We start from the raw sequence: 22,807 nt of genomic DNA, 5'->3' as shown, positions 1-22,807 counted from the left end.
CCCGAGGATTGCCCGGTCCGCCTTCCGTCGAGTTCCCCCAGTCTTTGGATCGTCGGTCTTTGATTTTTCCCTCCGCCCCGGACGTCGGTGTTGAGGATTCGTCCTCGGTGCCCTCTCTCGATCTTCTCTCCCAGGATCGGGACGCCCGGGCCACCAGCGTGGTCGACCCTTCCCCATCCCGCCGGCCGCCCCACGGCCCGCCTGAACCCAGGTGACCAAAGTCATGAAACGCGTGGCTCCCATCCCGTTCGTGCTCTTGTTGGTGCTCGCCCTCGCGGCCCTGTTCGTCCCGGCCCGGCCGACCGCGGCCGAGGGTGGCGACCCGATCAATTCGGGCGACGTCGCCTGGATGCTCACGGCCTCGGCCTTGGTCCTGCTGATGACGCCGGGCCTCTCGTTCTTCTACGGGGGCATGGTCGGCTTCAAGAACGTGGTCTCGACGATGCTCCAGAGCGTCGTGGCGCTGGGCGTGATCAGCCTGGTCTGGGTGGCCGTCGGCTTCAGCCTGGCCTTCGGCGACAGCATCTCGATTGCCGGCAAGGGGGTCGTGGGCAATCCGCTGACGTTCCTGTTCTTCGACGGCGTGAAAGATCTGACCAACAAGGATCTCGCCCCGACGATCCCGCTGTTGCTCTTCGCGCTATTCCAGCTCAAGTTCGCCATCATCACCCCGGCCCTGATCACCGGCTCGTTCGCCGAGCGGGTCCGGTTCTCGTCGTACCTGCTGTTCATCGTGCTGTTCAGCATCTTCATCTACTCGCCTCTGGCCCACTGGACCTGGCACCCCAACGGGTTCCTCCGGACGATGGGCGTGCTCGACTTCGCCGGCGGGACCGTGGTCCACATGTCGGCCGGATGGGCGGCGCTGGCCGGGGCGATGCTCCTGGGTCGCCGGAAGAGCCACATCAACAAGGAAGCCCACTCGCCGGCCAACGTGCCGTTCGTGCTCCTGGGCACCGGGATGCTCTGGTTCGGCTGGTTCGGCTTCAACGCCGGTTCCGCCCTGGCCGCCAACGGCACGGCGACCCTGGCCTTCGCCACGACCAACACCGCCTCGGCCGCGGCTATGCTCTCCTGGATGTTCTTCGACTGGCTCCGCGGCAACAAGCCCTCGGCCCTGGGCGCGTGCATCGGAGCCGTGGTCGGGCTGGTGGCGATCACCCCGGCGGCCGGCTTCGTGACCGTTCGCGAGAGCATCATCATCGGCGTGGTGGCCAGCGTGGTCAGCAACCTGGCGGTTCACCTCCGGACCAAGTCGACCCTCGACGACACCCTCGACGTCTTCCCCTGCCACGGCGTCGGCGGGATGGTGGGCATGATCGCCACCGGGATCTTCGCCGATCATGGCCTGGCCGACGGCGAGACCGCCCTGTTCATCTCGCACATGATCGCCCTGGTGGTCGTCTCGGCTTTCGCCTTCTTCGGCTCGCTGATCCTCTTCAAGATCACCGACCTGATCATCCCCCTCCGCGTCACCCCCGAGCAGGAAGAGGTCGGCCTCGACCTCAGCCAGCACGGCGAGACGGCCCTGGGGGCCGACCTCCTCATGGGTGCCGAGGATCCCGCCCACGGAGCCCTGGTCTCCAGCGGCGTCTGATCCTCTCGGAATCCTCGGAAATAGGGGCGAACCACTCGCCCCGATCGACGAACCGAAGCCGGCCGATGCTCCCGCTCCAGGGGCGTCGGCCGGCCTGCTTTTGCAATCCTTCTCGACGAGGATCGCCGGGGCTGATCACACCCGGTCGAGCAACTCCCGGTAGCCGTCGGCTTCATTCTTCCAATCGCCATAGCAGGCGGTGAGGCCGCATGTCACGCATCGGCATCCGAGATAGATCCACTTAACATCCTCGCTGTCTTCGTACAGGGCGACCCCGGCGGTGACTTCGAAGATCGCACCACCGCACAAACATTCGCACTCTTCGAACTCGGCATCGGCCAGGTAGTCTTCGCTATCGCCGATCGGATGCTCGGCCCCGCACGTTGGGCAGGTCCGAACCGCCACGCCCGCGCCCTCATCCATCTGGAGTCGAAAGGCCTTCGACCCACACGGACAGGCCGCGTCGGCGAAATGCTCGGCCAGGTAGGAATTGAGCTCGCTGTAGCGGATCAACTCGATCCGTATGTCGCCTTGATCCTCGCCGTACCAGTGTTCATCTCGCTTGACCAGAGCCATCGATGATCCTCCGAGAGTTCTCTGCCCTTTCGCATCCCAGTGATCGAAGATTATGCGTCACGGCACCTACGAAAAGGCCCGCCGCCCTCTCCGTTGAGGAGAGGGCGGCGGGCCTTGGTTTTCGCGATTTCGCTCAGCCGTGGCTTACTTGATGAAGAGCATTTCCTGGTAGGTGGGGAGTGGCCAGAGGTCGTCGGCCACGAGTGTCTCCAGCTTGTCGCCGGCGGCCCGGACCCGGGCCATGGCCGGGATCACGGCGTCCCGGGCGTGCTTGGCGTGGGCCATCGAGTCCCCGGCGTGGTCCTCGGCCGACTTCTCCAGCTCGGCCAGCCCGGCCTGCAACTCGCCGATGGTCTTCGAGAGATCCCCCAGCAGCTTGGTCTGCCCCTCGGGCACGGCCACCCCGGCGGCCTTCAGCGCCCCGATCGAGCTGGCGACCTCGCCCTGGTAGCGGATGGCCGCCGGCAGGATCTGTCGGTAGGCGATCTGCCAGGTCAGGCCGGACTCGATGGCGATGGTCTTCTTGTAGTTCTCCAGGTAGATCTCGTAGCGGGAGTGGAGCTCGCGTTCGGAGAGCACGCCGTACTTGCCGAAGAGGGCCACGGCCTTGGGGGAGATGACGTCGGGGATGCTGTCGATGGTGTTCTTGCGGTTGGGCAGGCCGCGGGCCTCGGCCTCCTTGTGCCAGGCCTCGGAGTAGCCGTCGCCGTTGAAGATGACCTTCTTGGCCTCGGCGATCATGCCGGGGAGGATGGCCTGGATCTCGGCGTTGAGGTCCTTTCCGGCCTGGATGGCGGCCTCGAGCTTGGTGGCGACCTCGTCCAGTGCCTCGGCGACGATGGTGTTGAGGACCACGTTGGGTCCGGCGATGGACTGGCTGGATCCGACGGCGCGGAACTCGAACTTGTTGCCGGTGAAGGCGAAGGGGCTGGTGCGGTTGCGGTCGCCGGCGTCTCGGGGGAGGGTGGGCAGGGTGGAGACGCCGATCTGCATGGTGCCGCCGGCCTTGGTGGACTTGGCGCCCCCCTTCTCGATCTGCTCGACGATGTCCTGGAGCATGTCTCCGAGGAAGACGCTGACGATGGCCGGGGGGGCCTCGTTGGCTCCCAGGCGGTGGTCGTTGCCGGCGTGGGCGACGGAGAGCCTGAGGAGGTCGCCGTGGCGTGAGACGGCCACGAGGACGGCGGCGAGGAAGACGAGGAACTGGGCGTTCTCGTGGGGGCTGTCGCCGGGGCGGAGCAGGTTGTTGCCGAGGTCGTCGGAGAGGCTCCAGTTGACGTGCTTGCCCGAGCCGTTGACGCCGGCGAAGGGCTTCTCGTGGAGCAGGAGCTGGAGGCCGTAGCGGTCGGCGACGCGTTTCATGGTCTCCATGATCAGCATATTGTGATCGGTGGCGACGTTGGCGTTTTCGAAGAGGGGGGCCAGCTCATACTGGCTGGGTGCGACCTCGTTGTGGCGGGTCTTGACGGGGACGCCGAGCTTGTAGAGTTCGAGTTCGGTCTCGAGCATGCAGGCCAGGACGCGTTCGGGGATGGCGCCGAAGTAGTGGTCCTCCATCTCCTGGCCCTTGGGGGGCTTGGCCCCGAAGAGGGTCCGCCCGGCGTTGATGAGGTCGGGGCGAGAGAAGTAGAAGTGTTTATCGATGAGGAAGTATTCCTGCTCGGGCCCGCAGGTGGCGTAGACGTGGGAGGCCTCGCTCTTGAAGAGCTTGAGGACGCGGAGGGCCTGCCTGGAGACCGCGTCCATGGACCGGAGCAGGGGGGTCTTCTTGTCGAGGGCCTCGCCGGTCCAGGAGCAGAATGCGGTGGGGATGCAGAGTGTGGTGCCGTTGGGATTTTCGAGGATGAATGCGGGACTGGTGGGGTCCCAGGCGGTGTATCCTCGGGCCTCGAAGGTGGCTCGGATGCCGCCGGAGGGGAAGCTGGAGGCGTCGGGCTCGCCTCGGACGAGTTCCTTGCCGGAGAATTCGGCGATGGCGGTCCCGGCGTCGGTGGGTGCGAGGAAGGAGTCGTGCTTCTCGGCGGTGAGCCCGGTCATGGGCTGGAACCAGTGGGTGTAGTGGGTGGCCCCGCGTTCCATGGCCCACTCTTTCATGGCGGCGGCGGCGACGTCGGCGATGCTGGGGTCGAGTGCGACGCCCTTCTTGATGGTGGATCGGAGGGCCTTGTAGACGGCCTCGGGGAGGCGGCTGCGCATGACCTCGTCGGAGAAGACGTTGATGCCGAAGAGCTGTCGGACGGGTGTCTCGGCGAGGATGCGTGCGGTATCCGGCGGCCGGGCGACGACGGCGGCGATGGCGGCCTGGCGGGCGGTGGTCTGACCCATGACGTGTTCGGTCCCTGGGGGATGAATGAAGGAAGAGGACCCCTGACCGTCCGGGCGTTGATCCAGGTCCGGAATTCATCCGTCCCGAGGGGCGTTCCGACGAGGTTGGCCAGGCGTTGGGGGTCGGCGGAGAAGTGCGGCTGCTCGCCGTGAAGGCATCGACGTCGGGCCCTGGGTCCGGACGCGTGGGCGCATCCGAGCCGTTCTCGGCGGTCGCGAGGACCCGATCGGGGAGAGCGATCGGGGCCGAATGATTCCGGGGCGGGTTGGGTCCGCCGAGGGTCTCGCGGAGCGTTGCCGATTGGGACCGAAGTCGAGGCCCGCCCAGGGGACCGGGGGGGCCCGTCATCCGATTCTCGCTTGGGGATGTATCATAGCGGGGACGCCCGTCGACTGCCAGTACCCGCCCGAGATCGGGGCGGGTTCCGGATCGGGCCGGGAGATCAGGCAGGGGAGCGTACGGTGCGATTACTTCTTGAGCTTGGCGAGGACCGCGGCGGGGTCGGACTTGACGGCCTTCTCGCAGCCCGCACAGCAGATGAAGAAGGTCTTTCCGTCGATCACCTGCTTGATCGGGACGCCCATGCCGCCTTCACCCAGGTTGTCGCCGCTGACCGGGCAGGTTACCTGGGCCAGTGCGATGGCCTGGTCTTCGGGCGAGAGCTTCTTGATCTCGGCCAGTTCTTCCTCGGAAAGTTTCGAGGCGTCGGCGCCCTTCGGGGCCTCATCCTTGGCCGGCTCGACCGGCAGCGGGGTGACCTCGGTGGCGTCCTTGGGGGCTTCGGGTGAAGGTGCGGGGGTCGCTTCGGGGGAGCCCGGGGCGGCGGGGATGGAGGTCTCGGTCGTCGTGGTCCCGGCCTCGCAGCCGGCGAAAGCCAGGAGTGCGACTAAGGACCATCCGAAACGTCGGGTCGGGGTCATCGGTGAGATCTCTCGGTGTTCGGGGGAAATCGGACCAACCCGAGGGGCAGGATTCGGCCCTCGCCGGGACGGAACAATTGTAGGGGAGTCGCCCCGAGTCGCCTAGGGGCGAGTCGAGACGCGTCCCTCTCGTTCAGGCCAGGTGGTCGAGGTCGTCGACGGGCGGGGCCTCGACCGGGATCCCCTTGTAGAATCGGCGGTTGTCGACCGCGAAGATCTTGCCGGTGAACTCCTCCTGGGTGGTCGATCGCATCCGTTCGCCGACCACGGCATTCATCTTGGCGTCGATCTCGTCGGCGTAGTGGACGATCAGGGCTTCGAGGGTCGCCGGTTCCTTGGGCGCCCCGTACTCCATCCGGCCGTGGTGGGCGAGGATCGCGTGCTCCAGGAGCATGAGCGTCTCCTCGGGGAAATCGCCGATCTCGCGGGCCTTGTCGCGGATCATGTCGCGGCCCAGGACGATGTGCCCGATCAAGGTCCCGTGCTTGGTGTACTTGGCCTCGACCGGGTGGTAGGCCAGCTCGCGAAGCTTGCCGATGTCGTGCAGGATCGCGGCGGCCACGACAACGTCTCGATCGAGGGGGGGATTCAGGTTGTCGTAATATTCGCCATAGTGCCGGAGCAGGAGCGTGCAGACCCGGGTGACGCTCCAGATGTGTTCCACCAGACCGCCGCTGAAGCCGTGGTGCAGGCTCTGCGCCGCGGGCATCTTCTGGAATAGCTCGGAGTTCTCGTCGAGGATCTCGCGGACCAGGCGGGCCAGCTCGGGCCTCCGGATGTGCTGCTCGACGAATCCGAGGATCCGCGCGTAGCACGATCCGGGCGGATACTTCGAACTCTCGACGAGGTCGAAGAAGTCGTAGCCGTCGGCCTCGTCCTCGGGGACGACCTGGCGGCATTCGATGATCTTGATCTGGGGGCCGAACTTGGAATCTTCGGCCTTGGCCCGGATCCGGAATCCTTCGAAGGGGATCCACTCGGCGGCGAACGGCAGGAGCGGGTCGGACGACCAGATCGGGGCCACCCGGGTCGCCCGCTTGTCGCGGAAGTGGCACTTGTAATAGGGGTTGCCGTGCTTGTCGGTCCCTCGATCGGTCTTCACCAGCGCGGCGAAGAATTCCCCCTCCTGGCCATCTTCCAGGTCGGAGAGCCTCACGATCGCCGTGTCCGTGCCCGCCATGCCCCGACGCCCCTTTCCCGCCGCCCCCTCGCGATGGTCTCACACCACGACGCATCCCATTTTATCGTCGATGCGCCCGCCCGAGGTTGAGCTAATCATCTGGCGACTACGGTTCAAGGAGATATCATGTTCGGTTGTCCCCTACAAGACTGGTCAAAGGTTCAAGGGTGGGCTCGGTGTCGATCGTGTCGATCAGGGGAAATGGGCGGCCTCGTCGAACCGGGGGTCGCCGTGGGAGCCGTCCGGCCGGGGCGGGATGAGGGTTGATGCTCCGGTCTCGAACTCCCGAGGGGGGCCGGCGATCGTTGCCGGTCGGGCTGCGGTTCGTGGGCGGTCCTCAATCGCTGGGGCAGGCCCGTGGCGACGATCCCCGCGAAACAGCCGGCCTCGGCGATGATCTGGATCAGCCTCCAGGCCAGGGCGATGGCGATGGCTTGCCCCGGCGACATCCAGGGGACGAGCATCGAGGCCAGGCAGGCCTCGCGGACGATCAGGCCCCCGGGCGCGAAGAGCGCGAAGAATCCCACGATCCAAGAAATCGCGTTGGCCGCGATGATGGCCGGGATCGGGCAGTCCGAGCCGCCGGGGATCGACCGGACGATCACCACCAGGGTCAGGCCGTTGAAGATCCCCATCGCCACGTAGAAGAGGAAGCCCCTGAAGAGTTTCCGACCATCGACCCCGGCCGTTCGGAGGCCTCGGAGGCGATCGAGGGTCCCGGCGACCTTGTTCCGGACCCGGGAGGAATGGCTGGCCCCGTATCCCAGGGCACCCCCGATGAGGAGGGTCCCGAGGATCCAGGCCCCGACCGTCGAGGGGTCGTGGGCGGTCCAGCTCTCGGGCCATTTCAGGCTCCGGAAGCCCACCAGGGCGACGACTCCCCAGGCGAGGGTGGTCACGACCAGCTCCAGGGCGAGGCTGGCGGCGACGACCGGCCCGGCCAGCCCCCGACGAGTCGCCAGGACCGCCCTCGACCCGAACGACCAGAGACTGCCGGGGAGCCATCGGCAAGCCTCCGAGGCCAGCCAGATCCGGGCGGCCGGGATCGCCTTCACCGGCTCGCCCAGGGCTCCGAGGATCAGGCCCCAGCCGGTCGCGTTGACCACCCGGTAGGCCAGGCTCAGGAACAGGGCCAGCCCCAGGTGGCCCATCGAGAGATCGGAGGCCGCCCGGAACATCGGGCCGCCATGACGGGACAGGCTCGATGCCATCCCGGCGGCGATCAGGCAAACCAGGACGGCCAGGGCCAGCCTCCGGACCCAGGGGTGAGCGAAGATCTTGGACACGGTGGGTTCACCTCGGGAAATCCAGGGGAGACCGGCCTGGCCTCTTGCCAATATCTAGCTCACGACCGGCCTGCCGTCGCGACGAGTGATCCGGTCATCCCGCGCATCGTCCCGATTCCGGGTCGGATCACTGCCCCCGGAAGCCGTAATAATGGCCCCGAGATCGGTCCCAGAGGAAGACGGTCCAGAGGTAATTCCGGTTGGCGATCTGGAAGTTCTTCCGGAGGAATAATTCGAGCCGAGCCCCGGGATATTCCCATCGGAGATTCTTGCCTCGATTGCGGAATTTCTCGCGATTTACGACTACCCAGAGCCGTTCGTGCTTCAGGCAAGCTTCCATCAGGTCGTCGATCGAGCCGATGACCTCCCCTCCGCCGTTCCGGTCGATCAGGCGGCCTTTGCGGAGCATCACGAAGTCCTGGAGCAGGGGGATCGAGAGGTCGTAGGTGACGTGCCCGGCCTCGAGGTAGGCGGCATGAGGGTGGGGCTCGTTGGCCGCGATGGCGTCGCCCGGGCGCAGGTTGGCCCGGACGTAGCGGAAGGCCCCGGTCGAGTCGTTGAGGATCTTGCAGTCGTACGAGTCGACGATCCTCCACGGGGAAAAGGCGAGGAAGAAGGCCGCGAAGATCGGGACGCAGAGGACCACCGCCACCGGGCGGACGTCGAGGGCCTCCTTGGCCCGCCGGGTGTTGATCGCCAGGCGCTCGGCCATCAGGCCGATCCCCCGGAAGGAGAGCAGTAGCAGGAGGGGGATCATCCAGTACTGGTAACGCAGGCTCACGTGCGTGACCATCAGATTCGTGAAGAGGACCCCGGTCAGCAGGAAGAACGCCAGGGCCCAGACGACCCGCCCGCCCCGGCGGACCAGGAGCGGCGTCGAGACCAGCAGCGCCAGGCTCGGCCCGACGTGGAGCCGGGAGTATCCCAGGAAGATCGAGACCAGATTGAAAGGGTCCCAGAAGTGCGGCTTGATGCCGGCCTCGACATTGGGCGAGACCCCCTCGGTCCGGGTCAGGCACCAGGTCTGGAAGACGACCAGGTCCATCACGATCAGCGTCATCGCCACGCCGACGATCAGGATCAGCCGGATGTTATCGGGCCAGCCGGCGTCTCGCCCCAGCAGGAACAGGCCGATGGCCAGCTGAAAGACCATGATCGCGGTGATCTCCTGACTCAGGACCGCCGCGAAGAACGCGAAGATGGTCAGGTAGCGATACCCCTGATGGGGCCTACCCAGGAACCCCAGGCAGAACCAGTAGATCGCCACGAGCGAGCAGAACTGCTGCTGCTGGTAGAATCGGACCAGGTGCGACGAGAAGATCGCGAACGGGTGGATCGTGAAGAAGCACATCGCCCCGAACCCGACCCAGGGCCGCTTCATCAACTTATCGCCGGTCCGGTAGATCATCAGGGCGGTGGCGATCCCGAACATCGCGGTGGGAATCCGCATGGCCCAGAGGTTGTCGCCGAAGAGCCAGACGATGGCCCCGACCAGGTAATGATAGAAGGGGCTCCGGGTGTAGTAGACCCCTTCGGGGACGAAGGCGGGAGTCCCGGTGTGGGCGATCGCCACGACCGCCTGGCACGAGGCGTACTCGTCGTCGTCGAGCGGCTGGAAATCGAGCTTGTAGATCCGGAGGACCCCGCAGGCGACCAGGACCGCGCCGACCATCAGGGGCCAGGCCGGCGACCTTGGGAGTTGGCCCACCCGGGCGGCCAGGGACAGGACGGTCTTCGAGAGCACGATCGGCGAGGCCGCCACGGCCAGGAACACGTAGGGCCAGACCCGGGGAAGTCGGAAGAGGATCGCCTCGTGACGCTCGAGCCAGGAATTCTCGACGATCAGGGCCGCGGCCAGGACCGAGATCGGCGGGAGGAGGGCTCGCGAGAGGAATTCGCAGCTCTCGGCCAGGGCCAGGCGTTCGGAACGGCCGGATTGCCGGGCCAGCAGGGCGTCCAGGAGGATCGTGGCCCCGGCCAGCAGCCAGGTCGCCGCCACCGATCCCAGGATCCAGTAGATCTTCTCCATGAAGAGCTGCGAGGGGTCGTGGGCGATCCCCCGGTAGACGGTCGGGGGCCAGGGCTTGCCGAGGACGCGGGCCCGGCCCAGGATCGAGCAGGGCACGTCGTGGCCGAAGTTCCCCGAGCGATCCTGGATCCGGCCGAACCATCGCGAGGCCTGGCTGCTGGCGATCTCGACCCGCGATCCGTCGCTGAAAAGAGCCGAGCCGTCGACCGCCAGTTGAGGCGTCCATCCGAAGGCCTCGGGGCTGAGCGGGGGGATCATCCGGACCTCGATCGTATTGCGGCCGGCGTGGACCATCGACCGGATGTTGTAGGCCATCAGGCCGCCGCTGGCCCGGTCGCGGCCCAGGGCCTTGGCGTCGCGCGACTCCGGCAAGGGCGGGGTGGCGTCGTGGGCCATGATCCCCTCGCCCTCGTCCTTGATCGGGTCGTAAGTGCCCGGTAGGTCGCTCCGAGTGGTGGCCCGGGCCTTGTCGCGGGTCCGGTTCAGGGTGTCCTCTCGGGGCTTGAAGGCCAGGATGCTGGGGTCGCCGTGGCGGGGCGACTCGAACCGGTCGCCGACGAAGAGCGTGCCCACCTCGTCGGGGTCCAGCAGTTCGGGCGAGGCCGGCAGGTCGGCCCCTCGGGGGGCCCCCAGGATCCAGTCGCCCGAGTCGAGGTCGGGGTTGCCCAGCAGCGGGAGGCTGACCCTCCGGCCGTTGACGAAGAGGTCGAACGAGCGGTTCACGGCCAGCCGGACCCAGGCATCGAAGGGGAGATCGGGCAGCTCCCACTCGCGACGGAACCAGACCGTGTCGGTCGAGCGGGCACCTTGATGCCGGAGCCATCGGCCCTCGAATGGCGTGGTCAGGACGTGCGGGTCGAAGGCCAGGAAGTGGAAGTCGGGGGCGTCGGCCGAGGGGCCTTCCAGCACGATTGCCCTCCGCCAGTCCTGGTCGGGATACGCCGTCTCGGTCCAGTCGTGCCGGGCATCGAAGGTCGGGACGGGCTCCCCCAGCCAGTCGGGGCCGCTGTCGATCCGGATCGTCTGGCCCGACCAGAGGAGGATCTCGCCCATGACCCGGATCGCCGCCGGGGCGCGTCTCGATTCGACCTCGACGCTGAGGACGTTCCGGCCCGGCTTGAGATACTGGGTGATGTCGGAGAAGACCGGGAGCCAGTCGTTCCGATGGGAGGACCATTGATACTCGCGGGGGAAGTTCAGCGCGAGCGCCGCGGGGCTGGGATTGAGGAGCTGCCCCCCCTCGCTCAGGCCGGTCTGGAACGGGCGGGTGGGCCTCCAGAGGTAGAACCGGCAGGCCGGGTTCTGGTTGACGCAGACCTCGAACCCCTCCCGGGCGGTGACCGCGATCCAGGCATGCTTGACCGGCCCCGGCAGGTCGATCCGATGGCGGAAATAGCCGGAGTAGCCCGGTCGCCCCGGCGCCTTGATCCAGTCTCCTGTCATCGAAAGCCGGCGAATGTAGGGGCCGGGGCTCGACCTCCAGTGGCCCATCGCCAGGCCGAACAGCAGGCCGAATACCGTGGTGACGATCGCCAGGGTGATCGTGTGCCGGCGGCCTCGGGTCCACCAGGAGACGAGCCGCGAGGCCAGCTTCGATCGTCCCGGCATCATGGCTTTTTCACCTTCACGGCGTCGATGAAGACCTCCTCGGCGTCCCCCTCCCGGAGCGCGGCGAACATCGCGTTCTCGTGGCTCAGGGCCAGGACGATCGCCTTGTTCGGCATCTGGAAGTAGGCATAGGTGGCGTCGATCTGGCGGACCAGGAGATCGATCTCGGCCCGTCGGCCTGTCCGGAGGAAGGCCAGCTGGAGGGCGTAGTTGGCCTTCAGGTTGCAGGGCTCCTCGCGGAGGACGGCTTCGAACCAGTGGACGGCGTCGTCGAATCGCCCTCCGTTGAGGGCGTGGGTCGCCTCTCGGAGGATCGAGCGGAGGGCCTCGCGACCGACCGCGGAATTCTTCGGGGCCTCGGCGACCAAAGCCTGGTAGACCTGCATGGCCTGGGCGTATCGGCCCTGCCGCTCCAGGAGGTTGGCCCGGAAGAGTCGCCCCTCGAAGGTCCGATCGCGGCCCATCCGGAAGTCGAGCAGCCCGGTCTGCGCGACGAAGAAGGTATCCTCGGCCAGGGCCGGCAGGGCCGCTGTGGCCCGCCTGAGATAATCCCCGGCCCGGTCGTAGAGCCCCAGGGCCGTCGCCCTCCGGGCCCGTTCGAGATGGCGGGCCGCGGTCACGACCGGGATGGAGACGGCGAGCGTCCCGACCACGAAGGTCGCCACCCCGACGGTCGCCGCCCGGACGAACCGGCGGCGGTCCGATTTGCCGCCGGGCAGGCACTCGCCGAGGATCAGCAGGGTCATCCCGAAGAGGGACGCGATCCAGCCCCGGTTGAGGAACTGGCAGTAGCGATTCGAATAGCCCAGCGTGTCGAACCAGACCGCCAACCGGCCGAACTGGAATGCTCCCAGACCCGAGGTCGGCATCCGGATCACGTTGATCTGCCGGGGGGTGTCGACCAGATAGATTCGGTCCTTCCAGGACTTCCGGCTGTACTCCAGGTTGGTGCAGAGGTCGCCGCCGAGCCAGGTGAGGTTCTCGTGCTGGATGTGGAGCCAGTTGGCCCGGGCCGAGATCGAGGGCTCCCACATCATCACGACGCACGGGAAGAAGAGCTGGACCGACAACGCCGAGGCGGCCAGCATCGCCTTGCGGTCGCTGGTCCTCCGGTGCCAGAGGTGGCCGAGGCCCATCAGGGTGGCGAACAGGGCGCAGCTCACCCGGAACGGGATCGCCGATCGTGGCTGGGCGGTCGTGCAGGTGAGCTTAGCGCCGGGCTTGATCACGAAGCCGGTCGGGACCGACATCCAGGGCTTGACCATCCCCACCAGCAGGAGCAAGGCCCCGAGGGCGGCCATCGCTCGCGAGACCAGGCAATGCATTCGGGTCGCCTTTCGGGTCGGGGATGATCCGGATCGTGTCTCCGGGCTCGAGGATCTGGTGGCCGTCGAGGACCACGACCTCTCCGGGCCCGAGGCCGTCGCGGACCTCGATGTAGTCGCCGTCGATGATCCCCAGCGTCACCTCGCGGGGGACGGGCCGGTCGCCGTCGACGAGGTAGACCAGCCCCTTGCCCGCGGTGATCGCGAACACCGCCTCGCGGGGCAGGGACAGGGCCTCGGAGTTGGCCAGGACGACGGCGAAGCCGGTCATCCCGGGGAGGACCGGGATCCCTTCGACGCGATCGACCTGGACCTTGACCACGAAGGTGGCCGGCCATTCGGGGGCACCGGTGCCCATCGGCCGGATCGGTCGGGTCGACTCGGGGCCGCCCAGGTCATAGCTCACGAAGGGGTTGATCCAGGTGATCCTGCCGTGCAGGACCCGATCCGGGGAGGCCTCCAACCGGACGTCGACGGGGTCGTCGAGCTTGATCCGGCGGAACGATCCCTGGTCGAAGTTGGCCTCGAACCACGCGCCGGAGGCGATCACGAAGCCCGGCTTGCCGGGGTCCTGGTTGTACTCCCCCTCGTGGACCAGGCAGCGTTCGAGCCGGCCGTCGGCGATCGAGTAGACCTTGTAGTCCTTCAGCTCGTGGATCCGGTGCTCCAGGGCCAGCTCGGCCTCCTTCACGGCCGCCTCGGCGATCAGGACGCTCTGCGAGACGCCCTTGCTGGACATCTCCAGATTGAACCGGGTCTCCAGGATCGTCGCCTCGGCCTGGATCATGGCGATCTGGAGCTTGAGGCTCTCCTCGCGGCGGAGATATCCTTTCTGGTTCAGCCGATCCTGGATCGCGAAGAGCTGCTTCTGGATCGCGTATTCCTTCTCGGCCGCGTCCAGGCGAATCTGATCGCGCCGGGGCCGCTCGTAGGTCAGGACATACGCCGATCCGATCTTGACCCGGGCGAGTTCGGCGTTGGCCGTCTCCAGGGCCGCCCGGGCCGCGTTGGCCTTGATCTCGGCCTTGGTGGAGTCGACCTCGGCCAGGAGCTGGCCCTTCTGGACGAGATCGCCGTCCTTGACGTGCATCTTGACGATCGTCCCCATGGGCACGATCGAGACGATCAGCGGCTCGCTCCGGACCAGCCCCTCGCCCAGGCAGGTCCGGCTCAGGACCCGCCGGGTTGCGCGGGTCGCGGTCACCGGGAACGGCTTCTTCAGCTTCCGGAGGATCGTGCCGTACCCGAACTTCGATGTGTAAAGGCGGCTCATCGGGTTGGCGTAGCCCGGCATCACGACGATGATCAGCAACGCCACGATCGTCGCGGCCGCGACCGTCAGCGTCAGGCTGATCCAGGAGTTCGCCAGCGCGATCCGGACGGCCAGGCGAGGCAGGCCCTTTGCTACTCGGAGGGCGCGGAGGGCCAGGGGGATGATCTCGGAGGAGCTGGGAATCCGAATGGTCCGCGACTTCCAGGAGCCCACGCGTCGATCCCCCTCGATGATTCACTCCTCGGATCGACCGGTTCCCATCCGGGCGGACCTTCCTTGAAGGCGGCCGACCCGGCCCCCTCGTGTTAACCTAAGACGCCGGCACGATCCGGGCGACTCGATTGTCGATCGAGAGCCTCCGGCCTCACTGAGTCCCGGCGTACTCCCGGGCGATGCGGGCGGTCGGGCGACCGCCGATGGCCCCTCGATAGACGGCCTCGATGGAGTCGGTGATCCGTCCCCAGTCGAATTGCTCTCTCGAGAATTCGAGGCCGTTCCGGGCCAGCTCCCGCGCGTAGTCGGGCCGTTCAAATAATTCGAGGATTGCATCGGCCAGGCGCTCCGGCGACTTCTCGGGGACCAGCAGGCCGGTCCGGCGATCCTTCACGACGTCGGGGATCCCCCCGACGGCCGAGGCGACCACCGGCTTGCCGTGGGCGAAGGCCTCGATCGGCCCGACCCCCAGGCCCTCGGTATCCCCCCGGTCGTCGATGACCGACGGATTGACGTAGACGTCGCATTCGGCATAGCAACGGTCGAGGGTCTGGTTGTCCACGAAGCCGTGGAACTCGACCACGCCCCCGAGCCCGAGCGACTCGGTGATCGCCTCCAGGCGAGCCCGCTGGTCGCCGTCCCCGGTGATGACGAGCACCGCCTTCTGACGTTCCAGGATCCGGGGCATCGCCCGGATCAGGTATTCCACCCCCTTGCGCTGGATCAGGCGGCCGGTGAAGAGGATCCGCCGGGTCTCGTCCGGGGCTCGCTGGTGCTTCGACGGCTTGGCCTCGACGGTCGTGCCGTAGGGGATGATCTGCGAATCCCGGCCGCTGAGCTTCCGGACGTCGGCGGCCGTGGTCGAGCTGTTGCAGATGATCCGGTCGGAGCCCAGCAAGGCGGCCCGGAGCAGGGGGCGGACCCAGCCTTTGCGGCGGGCCAGGGCGAATTCGGCGCCGTGGCAATTCGCGACCACCGGGGCCCCGCAGGCCCGTCGGGCGGCCGAGGCGATCGCCCCGTGCGGGAAGGGCCAGTGGGAATGGATCACGTCGAATTGCTCGCGACGGGCCAGCTCTCCCGCCGCCCTCGACCCCATGACCACGTACGGGACGCCGAGCGTCTGGAGGAAGGGATTGCCCAGCTTGTTCGTGGCCCCCTGCTCGTGGGTCAGGACCTCCCAGGCCTTCGGGGCGTAGCGGAACCGATGGACGGGGACGCCGTCGATCGCGTGAGACGACTGGCCCTTGTAGGCGGGGGCCAGGACCGTGACCCGATGGCCCCGGGCGACCAGGTGTCGGATCGACTCGCGGAGCCAGGGGACCGCGTAGTCGCCCTCGTGTCGGGGGTACGTCGAGCCGATCACGCAGACCTTCAGCGGTCCCGGTTCGGCGGAGACAGGAAGATGGACTTTCATGGGTGCGTGCTTTCCACGAAGGGCCGGCCTCGAACACGGAGCCGACCCCGAAGGGTTAGTGATCCTGATAGGCGGTGGGGATCTGGGTCACACCTTCCCGCTCGAATGGATGCGAAGTGTCCTTGACGATGGGGAGCTTCCAGTACGACCGAAGGCCTCCCCGGATCACGAGCTCGGCGACGATCCCGCAGCCGAAGGTGAGGACGCCCGTGGCCGCGAAGACGACCCCCGAGACGATCGTCGCCAGGCCCGCGATGGTCTGCCATGCGATGGCCGAGATCAGGCCGATCCCGATCAGGGCGGCGGCCAGGGCGAAGCAGCCCGCCGAGATCGCCCCGAAGAAGTGGGAAGGCCGCTCTCGATAGTTCCGCATGAAGCCGAGCGTGATCATGTCCATGAAGCCGCGGATGAACCGCTCGATCCCGTACTTGCTCACCCCGTGCAGGCGCGGGTGGTGCTGGACGACGATCTCGGCGCTCCTGAAGCCGCCGATGGCCGATGTGGCCGGGATCATCCGATGCATCTCGCCGTGGAGCGTCAGGCTCTTGGCGACCTCGGCCCGGTAGCACTTGAACCCGCAGTTGTGATCGTGGAGCGTGACGCCGGAGAAGTGGCTGAGCATCCGGTTGAAGATCCGGCTGGGCAGGACCTTGTGCCAGGGATCGTGGCGGACCTGCTTCCAGCCGCTGACCAGGTCGTAGCCTTCGTCCAGCTTGGCCAGGAATCGGGGGATCTCGGTCGGGTCGTCCTGGAGGTCGGCATCCAGGGTGAATATCACCTCGCCGTGGGCCGCTCGGAAGCCCGCGGTCAGGGCGGCCGCCTTGCCGCAATTCCGGCGGAACTTCAGGCCCCGGACCTGGTCGGGATGCTGACGGGCGATCGACTCGATGATCGACCACGAGGCGTCGCAGCTCCCGTCATCGATGAAGATGATCTCGATGGACTGATCGGGCCCGAATTGTGCGGCGATCCGTTCATATAGCTCGACGATCGTCGCTTGCTCGTCCTTCAGGGGGATCACGAAGCTGACGTCGATCTTCGTATCCGTGCCCGGTTCCGGCCCGGCCACCACGAACGCGGAGGAATGATGTCCATCCCGCATCGAGCGCAGGAACTCTTCCTCAATGGGATGACCTTGATCCGTGCGGTTGATTGTCCTGTGGGGCATGGACCTCTCCTTGATCGGGATGAACACGAGGCCAGCCTCGGGTCCCGAAGCCGGGCTTGTTGGGAGATTTGCGGGATCGGCCGTACGTGGCCGCTGAATAAATAGTTCTCGGATGCGGGCTTGTCCCGAAATACGAGCTGATTTCATGATTGGCTGATGAGATGACGCCTCCGTGCGGGATCGGATCGAACCGATCCGATTGATTCGACGAGATGCCGCGCCATCACCGATGCCATTCGTGCCGGCGAGGCGCGGCCGGGAGCTTACGGACCTCCCCCGACCGCCGGCGCTCCCAGCCGTGACCTAGGCTCCATTCGACGATCTAAGGTCCGGGCACCGGGGAGCATGCGTGATGATGGAGCAGGCGGGGTTGTTGATGGCGTTCGGGGTCGGCCATGCGTGCTTCGCCGCGCTGGCGATCAATGTCATCCACGGGTATGGGATCAAGGATCGGGCCCTCGATCCGGCCATCCGGGGGGTCCTCCTTTCGATCGCGGTCATCACGCCGCTGGCGGGCGTCTGGCTCTGGCTCAGCCCCTGGCCGACCTGGCCGGGCCCGATCCGCGCTTATGCGGTGGCCTGCCTGGCGATGACGCTGGTCTTCCTGCCAGCCTCGACGATCCTCCGGTCCTTCCGGAAGATCCCGGAGGGGATCTCGGGCCGGACGACCGACCTCGACCTAGCCGAGGCCCTGGGCGCGGAGACCCTGATCGGCGAGGGGCGATGGTCGTGGGCCCTCCGGCTCCCGGGAAATGAATCGCTCCGGCTCCGGAGGGAGGACTGGGTGGTCGAGGTCCCGGGCCTGCCGATCTCGCTGGCGGGCCTGAGCATCGCCCAGGTCACCGACCTCCACTTCGCCCACTGCTATCGGCCGAGGTTCTTCGAAGCCGTCGCCGACGAGATCGGCCACGGGAGGACCGACCTGGTCTTCTTCACCGGGGATCTGCTCGACCACGATGATTGCTCGCCCTGGATCGCTCCGATCTTTTCGAGGATGTCCGGTCGGATCGGCCAGTTCGCCATCCTGGGCAACCACGACTACCGCCACGACGGCCCGGCCATCCTCGGCGAGATGGCCCGTGGCGGTTTCGAGGACGTCGACGGCCGATGGGTCCGGCTCGAATCCGGGGGCTCGACCCTGGCGATCGGCGGGACGTCGTACCCCTGGGGAGAGTGCCCCGACCCCTCGACGATCCCCGCCTCCGACTTCCGGATCTTGCTGAGCCATTCGCCCGACATGCTCTATCGGGCCGCCTCCTGGGGCGTCGACCTGATGCTCTCGGGTCACAACCACGGGGGCCAGATCCGGCTGCCCGTCCTCGGCCCGATCCTCATGCCGAGCCGCTACAGCCGGCGGTTCGACCGGGGCTTTTTCCGGGCCGACCGGACGCTCCTCTACGTCTCCCGAGGGGTCGGGGGCAAGGACCCGATCCGCTACGGGGCCCCGCCCGAGATCTCCCGGTTCGTCCTCCAGCCCGCGCCTCGGGATCGGATTCGAGCAAGGGGACATTCCCCGGCGAAGGCCCAGCGTCGGGCGTTCAGCCTGGCCCGATGAGTTGGGGATCGCCCTCGGGGTCGGGGCCTCCCCGCCTTTCGGTCGGATGTGGACTTCTCCAAGCGAGGCCGAGCCGGCAAAGATGAGTTCCGAACGCCAGGCGGTCCAGGTAGCCTGGAGGGCGTTGCCCCTTCGATGACCGCCGAGGGCCCTCCGACGATGACCACGTCCTCAACCGCTCGAACGGCCGATACGCTGGGAGTCCTCGGGCTGCCGATGCCCGTCAAGGAGATGGCCGCGCGTCCCTGGGACGTGATCGTCGTCGGGGCGGGGCATAATGGCCTGACCTGCGCGGCCTACCTGGCCCGAGCCGGGAGGAAGGTCCTGGTCCTGGAGGCCCGCAAGCGGGTGGGCGGGGCCTGCACCCTGGAGGAGGTCTGGCCGGGTTATCGGGTCTCGCCCTGTGCCTATCTGGTCGGCTTGCTCCATCCGCTGGTGATCGAGGAGCTGGGCCTGGCCGAGCGGGGGCTCCGCTGGGTCCCCGCCAGCGCCGGGATGTTCGTCCCGTTCGACGACGGATCGAGCCTCCAACTTGGCGAGGACGACGCCCAGTGCGAGGAGGAGATCCGCAAGCTGGCCCCCGGCGACCTCTCGGGCTGGCGGGCGATGAACGACGTCAAGCGTCGGCTCCGCGACGCCCTCCGGCCTCCCGGCGAGGGGGACCTCTGGATCGGCCCGGCCCCGAGTCGCGAGCGGATCGAGGGCCTACTCCGAGGAGATGAAGAAGCCCGGAAGATGCTGTTCGACTGGTCGATGGTCGAGTACGTCGAGCGGTATCTGGACGACGAACGGCTCCAGATGGCCTACCTGGGGCAGGGGGTCATCGGGACCAACGCCAGCCCCCACGACGCTGGGACGGCCTCGATCCACTTCCACCACGCCTCGGGCCGGCTGGGGGGCGAGCCCGGGATGTGGGGGTACGTGGTCGGCGGGATGGGCATGGTCTCGTTCCTCCTCTGCGACGCCGCTAAGGCCGAAGGGGTGACGGTCGCCACCGATGTCCCGGTCGCGAAGATCGTGCCGGGCGAGGGGGTCGAACTGGCCGGCGGCGAGCGAATCCGGGCCCCGGTGGTGGTCTCGAACGCCGACCCGAAGGTGACGCTCAAGCTCCTGGGAGAGTCGGCCGACCCGGCTTGGCGGGCCCGGGTGGATTCGGTCCCGATGGTCGGCTGCACGGTCAAGCTGAACGTCGCGCTCCGGGAGCTGCCCGACTTCACCAGTCGCCCGGGGACCCGCCAGCCTCACCACTTCGGGCAGATCAACACCCCGCTGACCAAGGACGAGTGGCGGAAATATCACCGGGCCGCGCAGGCCGGGCGGCTCCCGCCGAGGCTCTGGACCGAGCTCTATTTCCAGACCGCCCACGACCCGAGCGTGGCCCCCGAGGGGTCGCACACGATGAGCGTCTTCGCGCAATACGTCCCTTATGCCTTCGAGGAAGGTTCGTGGGAGAGTCGGCGGTTTGAGGTCGGCCAGACGGCGCTGGCGTCGATCGCGCGGTATTGTTCCAACATGCCGGACGCGGTGATCGCCGCCGAGGTCCTCGGTCCGCCCGACATCGAGCGGCATGTGGGCCTCAGCGGAGGGCACATCTTCCAGGGGGAAATCCTGCCGGATCACCTCTGGGACCGCCGACTTACGCCGGAGACCCCGATGGCGGGCGTCTATCTCTGCGGGGCCTGCACCCACCCCGGAGGGAGCGTGATCGCAGTGAACGGCCGGAATGCCGCGATGGAGATCCTCCGGGGATCTCCGACCCCGACCTGATCACGACGAGGCCCGACGCATGAGCCACGACGCACTGCCCGAGGTCTACCTGGCTCGCCACGGCGAGACCGCCTGGGCCCTCTCGGGCCAGCACACCGGCCTGACCGATATCCCGCTGACCGAACGCGGCGAGCGGAACGCCCGAAGCCTCGGCGAACGGCTCAAGGGCCTGTCCTTCACCGAGGTCTGGACCAGCCCGCTCCACCGCGCCAGCCGGACCTGCGAACTGGCCGGGTTCGAAGGCCAGGCCAAGGTCAATCCCGACCTCGTCGAGTGGGACTACGGCGACTACGAGGGGCGGAAGACCGTCGACATCCGCCAGGAGAATCCCGACTGGTTCCTCTTCCGAGACGGCGTCCCCAACGGCGAGTCGGTCCAGGCCATCGGAGCCCGAGCCGACCGGGTGATCGACCATCTCCGAGGGATCGAGGGGAACGTCCTCCTGTTCGGGCATGGCCACTTCTTCCGGGTCCTGGCCGCCCGATGGCTCGACCTCGTCGCCGGCGACGCCCGCCTCTTCCTGCTGGGGACCGCATCGCTCAGCATCCTCGGCTACGAGCACAACCCCGAGGAGCCGGTCATCAAGCTCTGGAATGACAACCGGCATCTAACGGATTAGGATGTTCTCGCTTGAACTCATTCAAGCGAGGTCGTCCCGCTCTTCCGGGCGATTCTCGGGCTTGTCGGGACGATCATCGCCGTAAGTCAGATGGACGAGTTTTCGGGTGCCGAGGAGGAAGAGGGTCGCCAGGCCCAGATAGAACGCGGCATAAGTCAGCATCCCCCGAGGTGACTCCGTGCTGCTAGATCCGACATTATAGATGAAATTCAACGTGAACGCGGCGGAGATATATTCTACGCAACGTATCAGCATCCATACTCCGAAGAGGCGGACTCCCGCGGAAAATAGGTCCTGGGATCGCATCGATGGTCGTTCCTCGGGATCCTGGTGGCCCTCACCCCCGGCCCCTCTCCCAGGGGGAGAGGGGAGCAATGTTGGCATGAAGATGTGTTTCGTCAGAGGACCGTCCGGAAATACTCCAGGGTCCGGACCAGCCCGTCGGCGCGGTCGATGGTGGGGTTCCACCCGAGGATCGTCTGCGCCCGGGTGATGTCCGGGCGTCTCCGGCGAGGGTCGTCCTGGGGGAGCGGTTCGTAGGCGATCTGGCTCTTGGTTCCGGGGACCATCGCGAGGATCTCCTTGGCCAGCTCCAGGACGGTCAGCTCGGAGGGGTTGCCGATGTTGACCGGCTCGTTGAACTCGGAGTGCAGGAGGCGATAGATCCCGTCGACGAGGTCGGTGACGTAGCAGAAGGAGCGGGTCTGGTCCCCCTTGCCGTAGACGCTCATGGGCTCGCCCCGGAGGACCTGCCCCATGAAGGCGGGCAGGACCCGGCCGTCGTTGAGCCTCATCCGGGGGCCATAGGTGTTGAAGATCCGGACGATCCGGGTCTTCACGCCGTGGAACCGGAAATAGGCCATGGTGATGGCCTCGGCGAACCGCTTGGCCTCGTCGTAGCAGCCTCGGGGGCCGATCGGGTTGACGTTCCCCCAGTAGTCCTCGCGCTGGGGGTGGACGTCGGGGTCGCCGTAGACCTCCGAGGTGCTGGCCAGGAGGAACCGGGCGTCCTTGGCCTTGGCCAGGCCCAGGGCATTGTGCGTGCCCAAGGCCCCGACCTTGAGCGTGGGGATCGGGTGGGCCAGGTAGTCGGCCGGGCTGGCCGGGCTGGCGAAGTGGAGGATGTTGTCGACCGCCCCGTCGATCGTGATCGGCTCGGAGACGTCGTGCTTGATGAAGGAGAATCGCTTCTCGCCGTCCAGGTGGGCGATGTTCCGCATGTGGCCGGTCAGGAGGTTGTCGACGCAAACGACCTCGTGTCCTTCGGCCAGGAACCGCTCGCAGAGGTGCGAGCCGACGAACCCGGCCCCGCCGGTGATCACCGTTCTGGGCATCTCGAAATCTCCGATCCCCGGACTTTCTTTCGTGTCTCGATCCCTCGTCGAGACACCTTACATTGGACCGGCCGGTCCTGACAACCGCCGAAGGTTCAGGGCAGGCCTTCGGGCCGACCCGGATCGACCACTCCGGGAGCCCCCTTCGAGCCTAGGCCCCGGAATCGTCGGAAGAGATCCAGGACCCGACCCCAGTGCCGCCGGAGGCCGTTCGATGGCCGGGCCTCGTCCTTCTCGGGCTCCAGGCCGAACGGTCGGGCCTCGACGCGGAACCCCAGGGCCCGGATCCGGATGGTCATCTCGAAAGCGGCCATCATGTTGTGGCTATGGACCGTGAATCTCGCCCGGCGGAGATGCTTCCGGGGCTCGCAGGCCAGCCATCGGACCACCTCCATCCCGCAATCCTCCCGGTCGATCTGGACGAAGACCTCGCCGCCGAGGTCGTGGTCGAGGTGGATCTCGTCCCAGGGTTCGGCCAGCTTCGCCAGGCACTCCGGCACGGTCTGGACCCAGGTGGCTTCGGGATGTCGGCGCAGGAAGGCGGCGGCCCGCTCGGGGTCATCGTCCAGGAACAGGCGTCTCCGGGGCTTGGACAAGGGTAAGGGGGGGTCAGAGGG

At 67.2% G+C, this 22,807-nt stretch carries 17 protein-coding genes; 4 read left to right on the top strand and 13 right to left on the bottom strand.

The genetic code is table 11. From position 1 onward, the window contains the following. Positions 1 to 223 precede the first annotated feature (223 nt). The gene (locus P12x_RS13085; RefSeq protein WP_435011310.1) at positions 224 to 1,597 is read left to right on the top strand and encodes an ammonium transporter; all 1,374 of its coding nucleotides are present in this window, start codon (positions 224 to 226) and stop codon (positions 1,595 to 1,597) included. Positions 1,598 to 1,732: 135 nt separating this feature from the next. Here the strand turns inward: P12x_RS13085 and P12x_RS13080 are convergent, their stop codons facing one another. The 10 genes from P12x_RS13080 to P12x_RS13035 form a co-directional block, all read right to left on the bottom strand. After that, positions 1,733 to 2,173 carry a hypothetical protein gene (locus tag P12x_RS13080; protein WP_435011309.1) on the bottom strand — a complete coding sequence of 147 codons (441 nt, stop codon included), beginning with the start codon at positions 2,171 to 2,173 and terminating at the stop codon, positions 1,733 to 1,735. A 144-nt stretch (positions 2,174 to 2,317) separates the two neighbouring features. Further along, on the bottom strand, positions 2,318 to 4,498 hold the full coding sequence (locus tag P12x_RS13075; RefSeq protein WP_435011308.1) for a glutamine synthetase III: 2,181 nt from the start codon (positions 4,496 to 4,498) through the stop codon (positions 2,318 to 2,320). A gap of 468 nt (positions 4,499 to 4,966) precedes the next feature. Continuing rightward, positions 4,967 to 5,419, bottom strand: a complete 453-nt coding sequence (locus tag P12x_RS13070; protein WP_435011307.1) for a hypothetical protein — start codon at positions 5,417 to 5,419, stop codon at positions 4,967 to 4,969. A gap of 133 nt (positions 5,420 to 5,552) precedes the next feature. Then, a complete protein-coding gene (locus tag P12x_RS13065) occupies positions 5,553 to 6,599 on the bottom strand; it encodes a 3'-5' exoribonuclease YhaM family protein (RefSeq protein WP_435011306.1) in 1,047 nt (348 codons plus the stop codon). 161 nt (positions 6,600 to 6,760) lie between these two features. Next, positions 6,761 to 7,885, bottom strand: coding sequence for a lysylphosphatidylglycerol synthase transmembrane domain-containing protein (locus tag P12x_RS13060; RefSeq protein WP_435011305.1), 1,125 nt, complete (start codon positions 7,883 to 7,885; stop codon positions 6,761 to 6,763). Positions 7,886 to 8,012: 127 nt separating this feature from the next. Next, entirely contained in the window at positions 8,013 to 11,525 is a 3,513-nt protein-coding gene (locus P12x_RS13055) for a glycosyltransferase family 39 protein (RefSeq protein ID WP_435011304.1), read from the bottom strand. After that, the gene (locus P12x_RS13050; protein WP_435011303.1) at positions 11,522 to 12,847 is read right to left on the bottom strand and encodes a tetratricopeptide repeat protein; all 1,326 of its coding nucleotides are present in this window, start codon (positions 12,845 to 12,847) and stop codon (positions 11,522 to 11,524) included. Before P12x_RS13050 ends, P12x_RS13055 begins: the two co-directional genes overlap by 4 nt. Beyond that, positions 12,732 to 14,333, bottom strand: a complete 1,602-nt coding sequence (locus tag P12x_RS13045; protein ID WP_435011302.1) for an HlyD family secretion protein — start codon at positions 14,331 to 14,333, stop codon at positions 12,732 to 12,734. Before P12x_RS13045 ends, P12x_RS13050 begins: the two co-directional genes overlap by 116 nt. Before the next feature lie 151 nt (positions 14,334 to 14,484). Further along, the gene (locus P12x_RS13040) at positions 14,485 to 15,747 is read right to left on the bottom strand and encodes a glycosyltransferase family 4 protein (protein ID WP_435011301.1); all 1,263 of its coding nucleotides are present in this window, start codon (positions 15,745 to 15,747) and stop codon (positions 14,485 to 14,487) included. Between the two features lie 55 nt (positions 15,748 to 15,802). Further along, positions 15,803 to 16,915 (bottom strand): glycosyltransferase family 2 protein, encoded by a 1,113-nt coding sequence (locus P12x_RS13035; RefSeq protein ID WP_435011300.1) that lies wholly within the window; start codon positions 16,913 to 16,915, stop codon positions 15,803 to 15,805. A 352-nt stretch (positions 16,916 to 17,267) separates the two neighbouring features. On the opposite strand from P12x_RS13035, the gene P12x_RS13030 reads away from it, so the two are divergent. The 3 genes from P12x_RS13030 to P12x_RS13020 all read left to right on the top strand — a co-directional run bounded on the left by P12x_RS13030 (position 17,268) and on the right by P12x_RS13020 (position 20,856). Further along, positions 17,268 to 18,470, top strand: a complete 1,203-nt coding sequence (locus tag P12x_RS13030; protein ID WP_435011299.1) for a metallophosphoesterase — start codon at positions 17,268 to 17,270, stop codon at positions 18,468 to 18,470. Between the two features lie 159 nt (positions 18,471 to 18,629). Then, positions 18,630 to 20,237, top strand: a complete 1,608-nt coding sequence (locus tag P12x_RS13025) for a phytoene desaturase family protein (protein ID WP_435011298.1) — start codon at positions 18,630 to 18,632, stop codon at positions 20,235 to 20,237. A gap of 19 nt (positions 20,238 to 20,256) precedes the next feature. After that, positions 20,257 to 20,856, top strand: a complete 600-nt coding sequence (locus P12x_RS13020; RefSeq protein ID WP_435011297.1) for a histidine phosphatase family protein — start codon at positions 20,257 to 20,259, stop codon at positions 20,854 to 20,856. Positions 20,857 to 20,877: 21 nt separating this feature from the next. Here P12x_RS13020 and P12x_RS13015 read toward each other — a convergent pair whose 3' ends face one another. The 3 genes from P12x_RS13015 to P12x_RS13005 form a co-directional block, all read right to left on the bottom strand. Next, a complete protein-coding gene (locus tag P12x_RS13015; RefSeq protein WP_435011296.1) occupies positions 20,878 to 21,018 on the bottom strand; it encodes a hypothetical protein in 141 nt (46 codons plus the stop codon). Positions 21,019 to 21,254: 236 nt separating this feature from the next. Continuing rightward, a complete protein-coding gene (locus tag P12x_RS13010) occupies positions 21,255 to 22,190 on the bottom strand; it encodes a UDP-glucuronic acid decarboxylase family protein (RefSeq protein WP_435011295.1) in 936 nt (311 codons plus the stop codon). A 95-nt stretch (positions 22,191 to 22,285) separates the two neighbouring features. Beyond that, positions 22,286 to 22,786, bottom strand: a complete 501-nt coding sequence (locus P12x_RS13005) for a cyclic-phosphate processing receiver domain-containing protein (protein WP_435011294.1) — start codon at positions 22,784 to 22,786, stop codon at positions 22,286 to 22,288. Between the last annotated feature and the right edge of the window lie 21 nt (positions 22,787 to 22,807).

The sequence above is a fragment of the Tundrisphaera lichenicola genome (assembly GCF_051175385.1).
Taxonomy (GTDB): domain Bacteria; phylum Planctomycetota; class Planctomycetia; order Isosphaerales; family Isosphaeraceae; genus Tundrisphaera; species Tundrisphaera lichenicola.
Note: the sequence above shows the minus strand (reverse complement) of the source record. Positions and strands in the feature narration are given on the sequence as shown.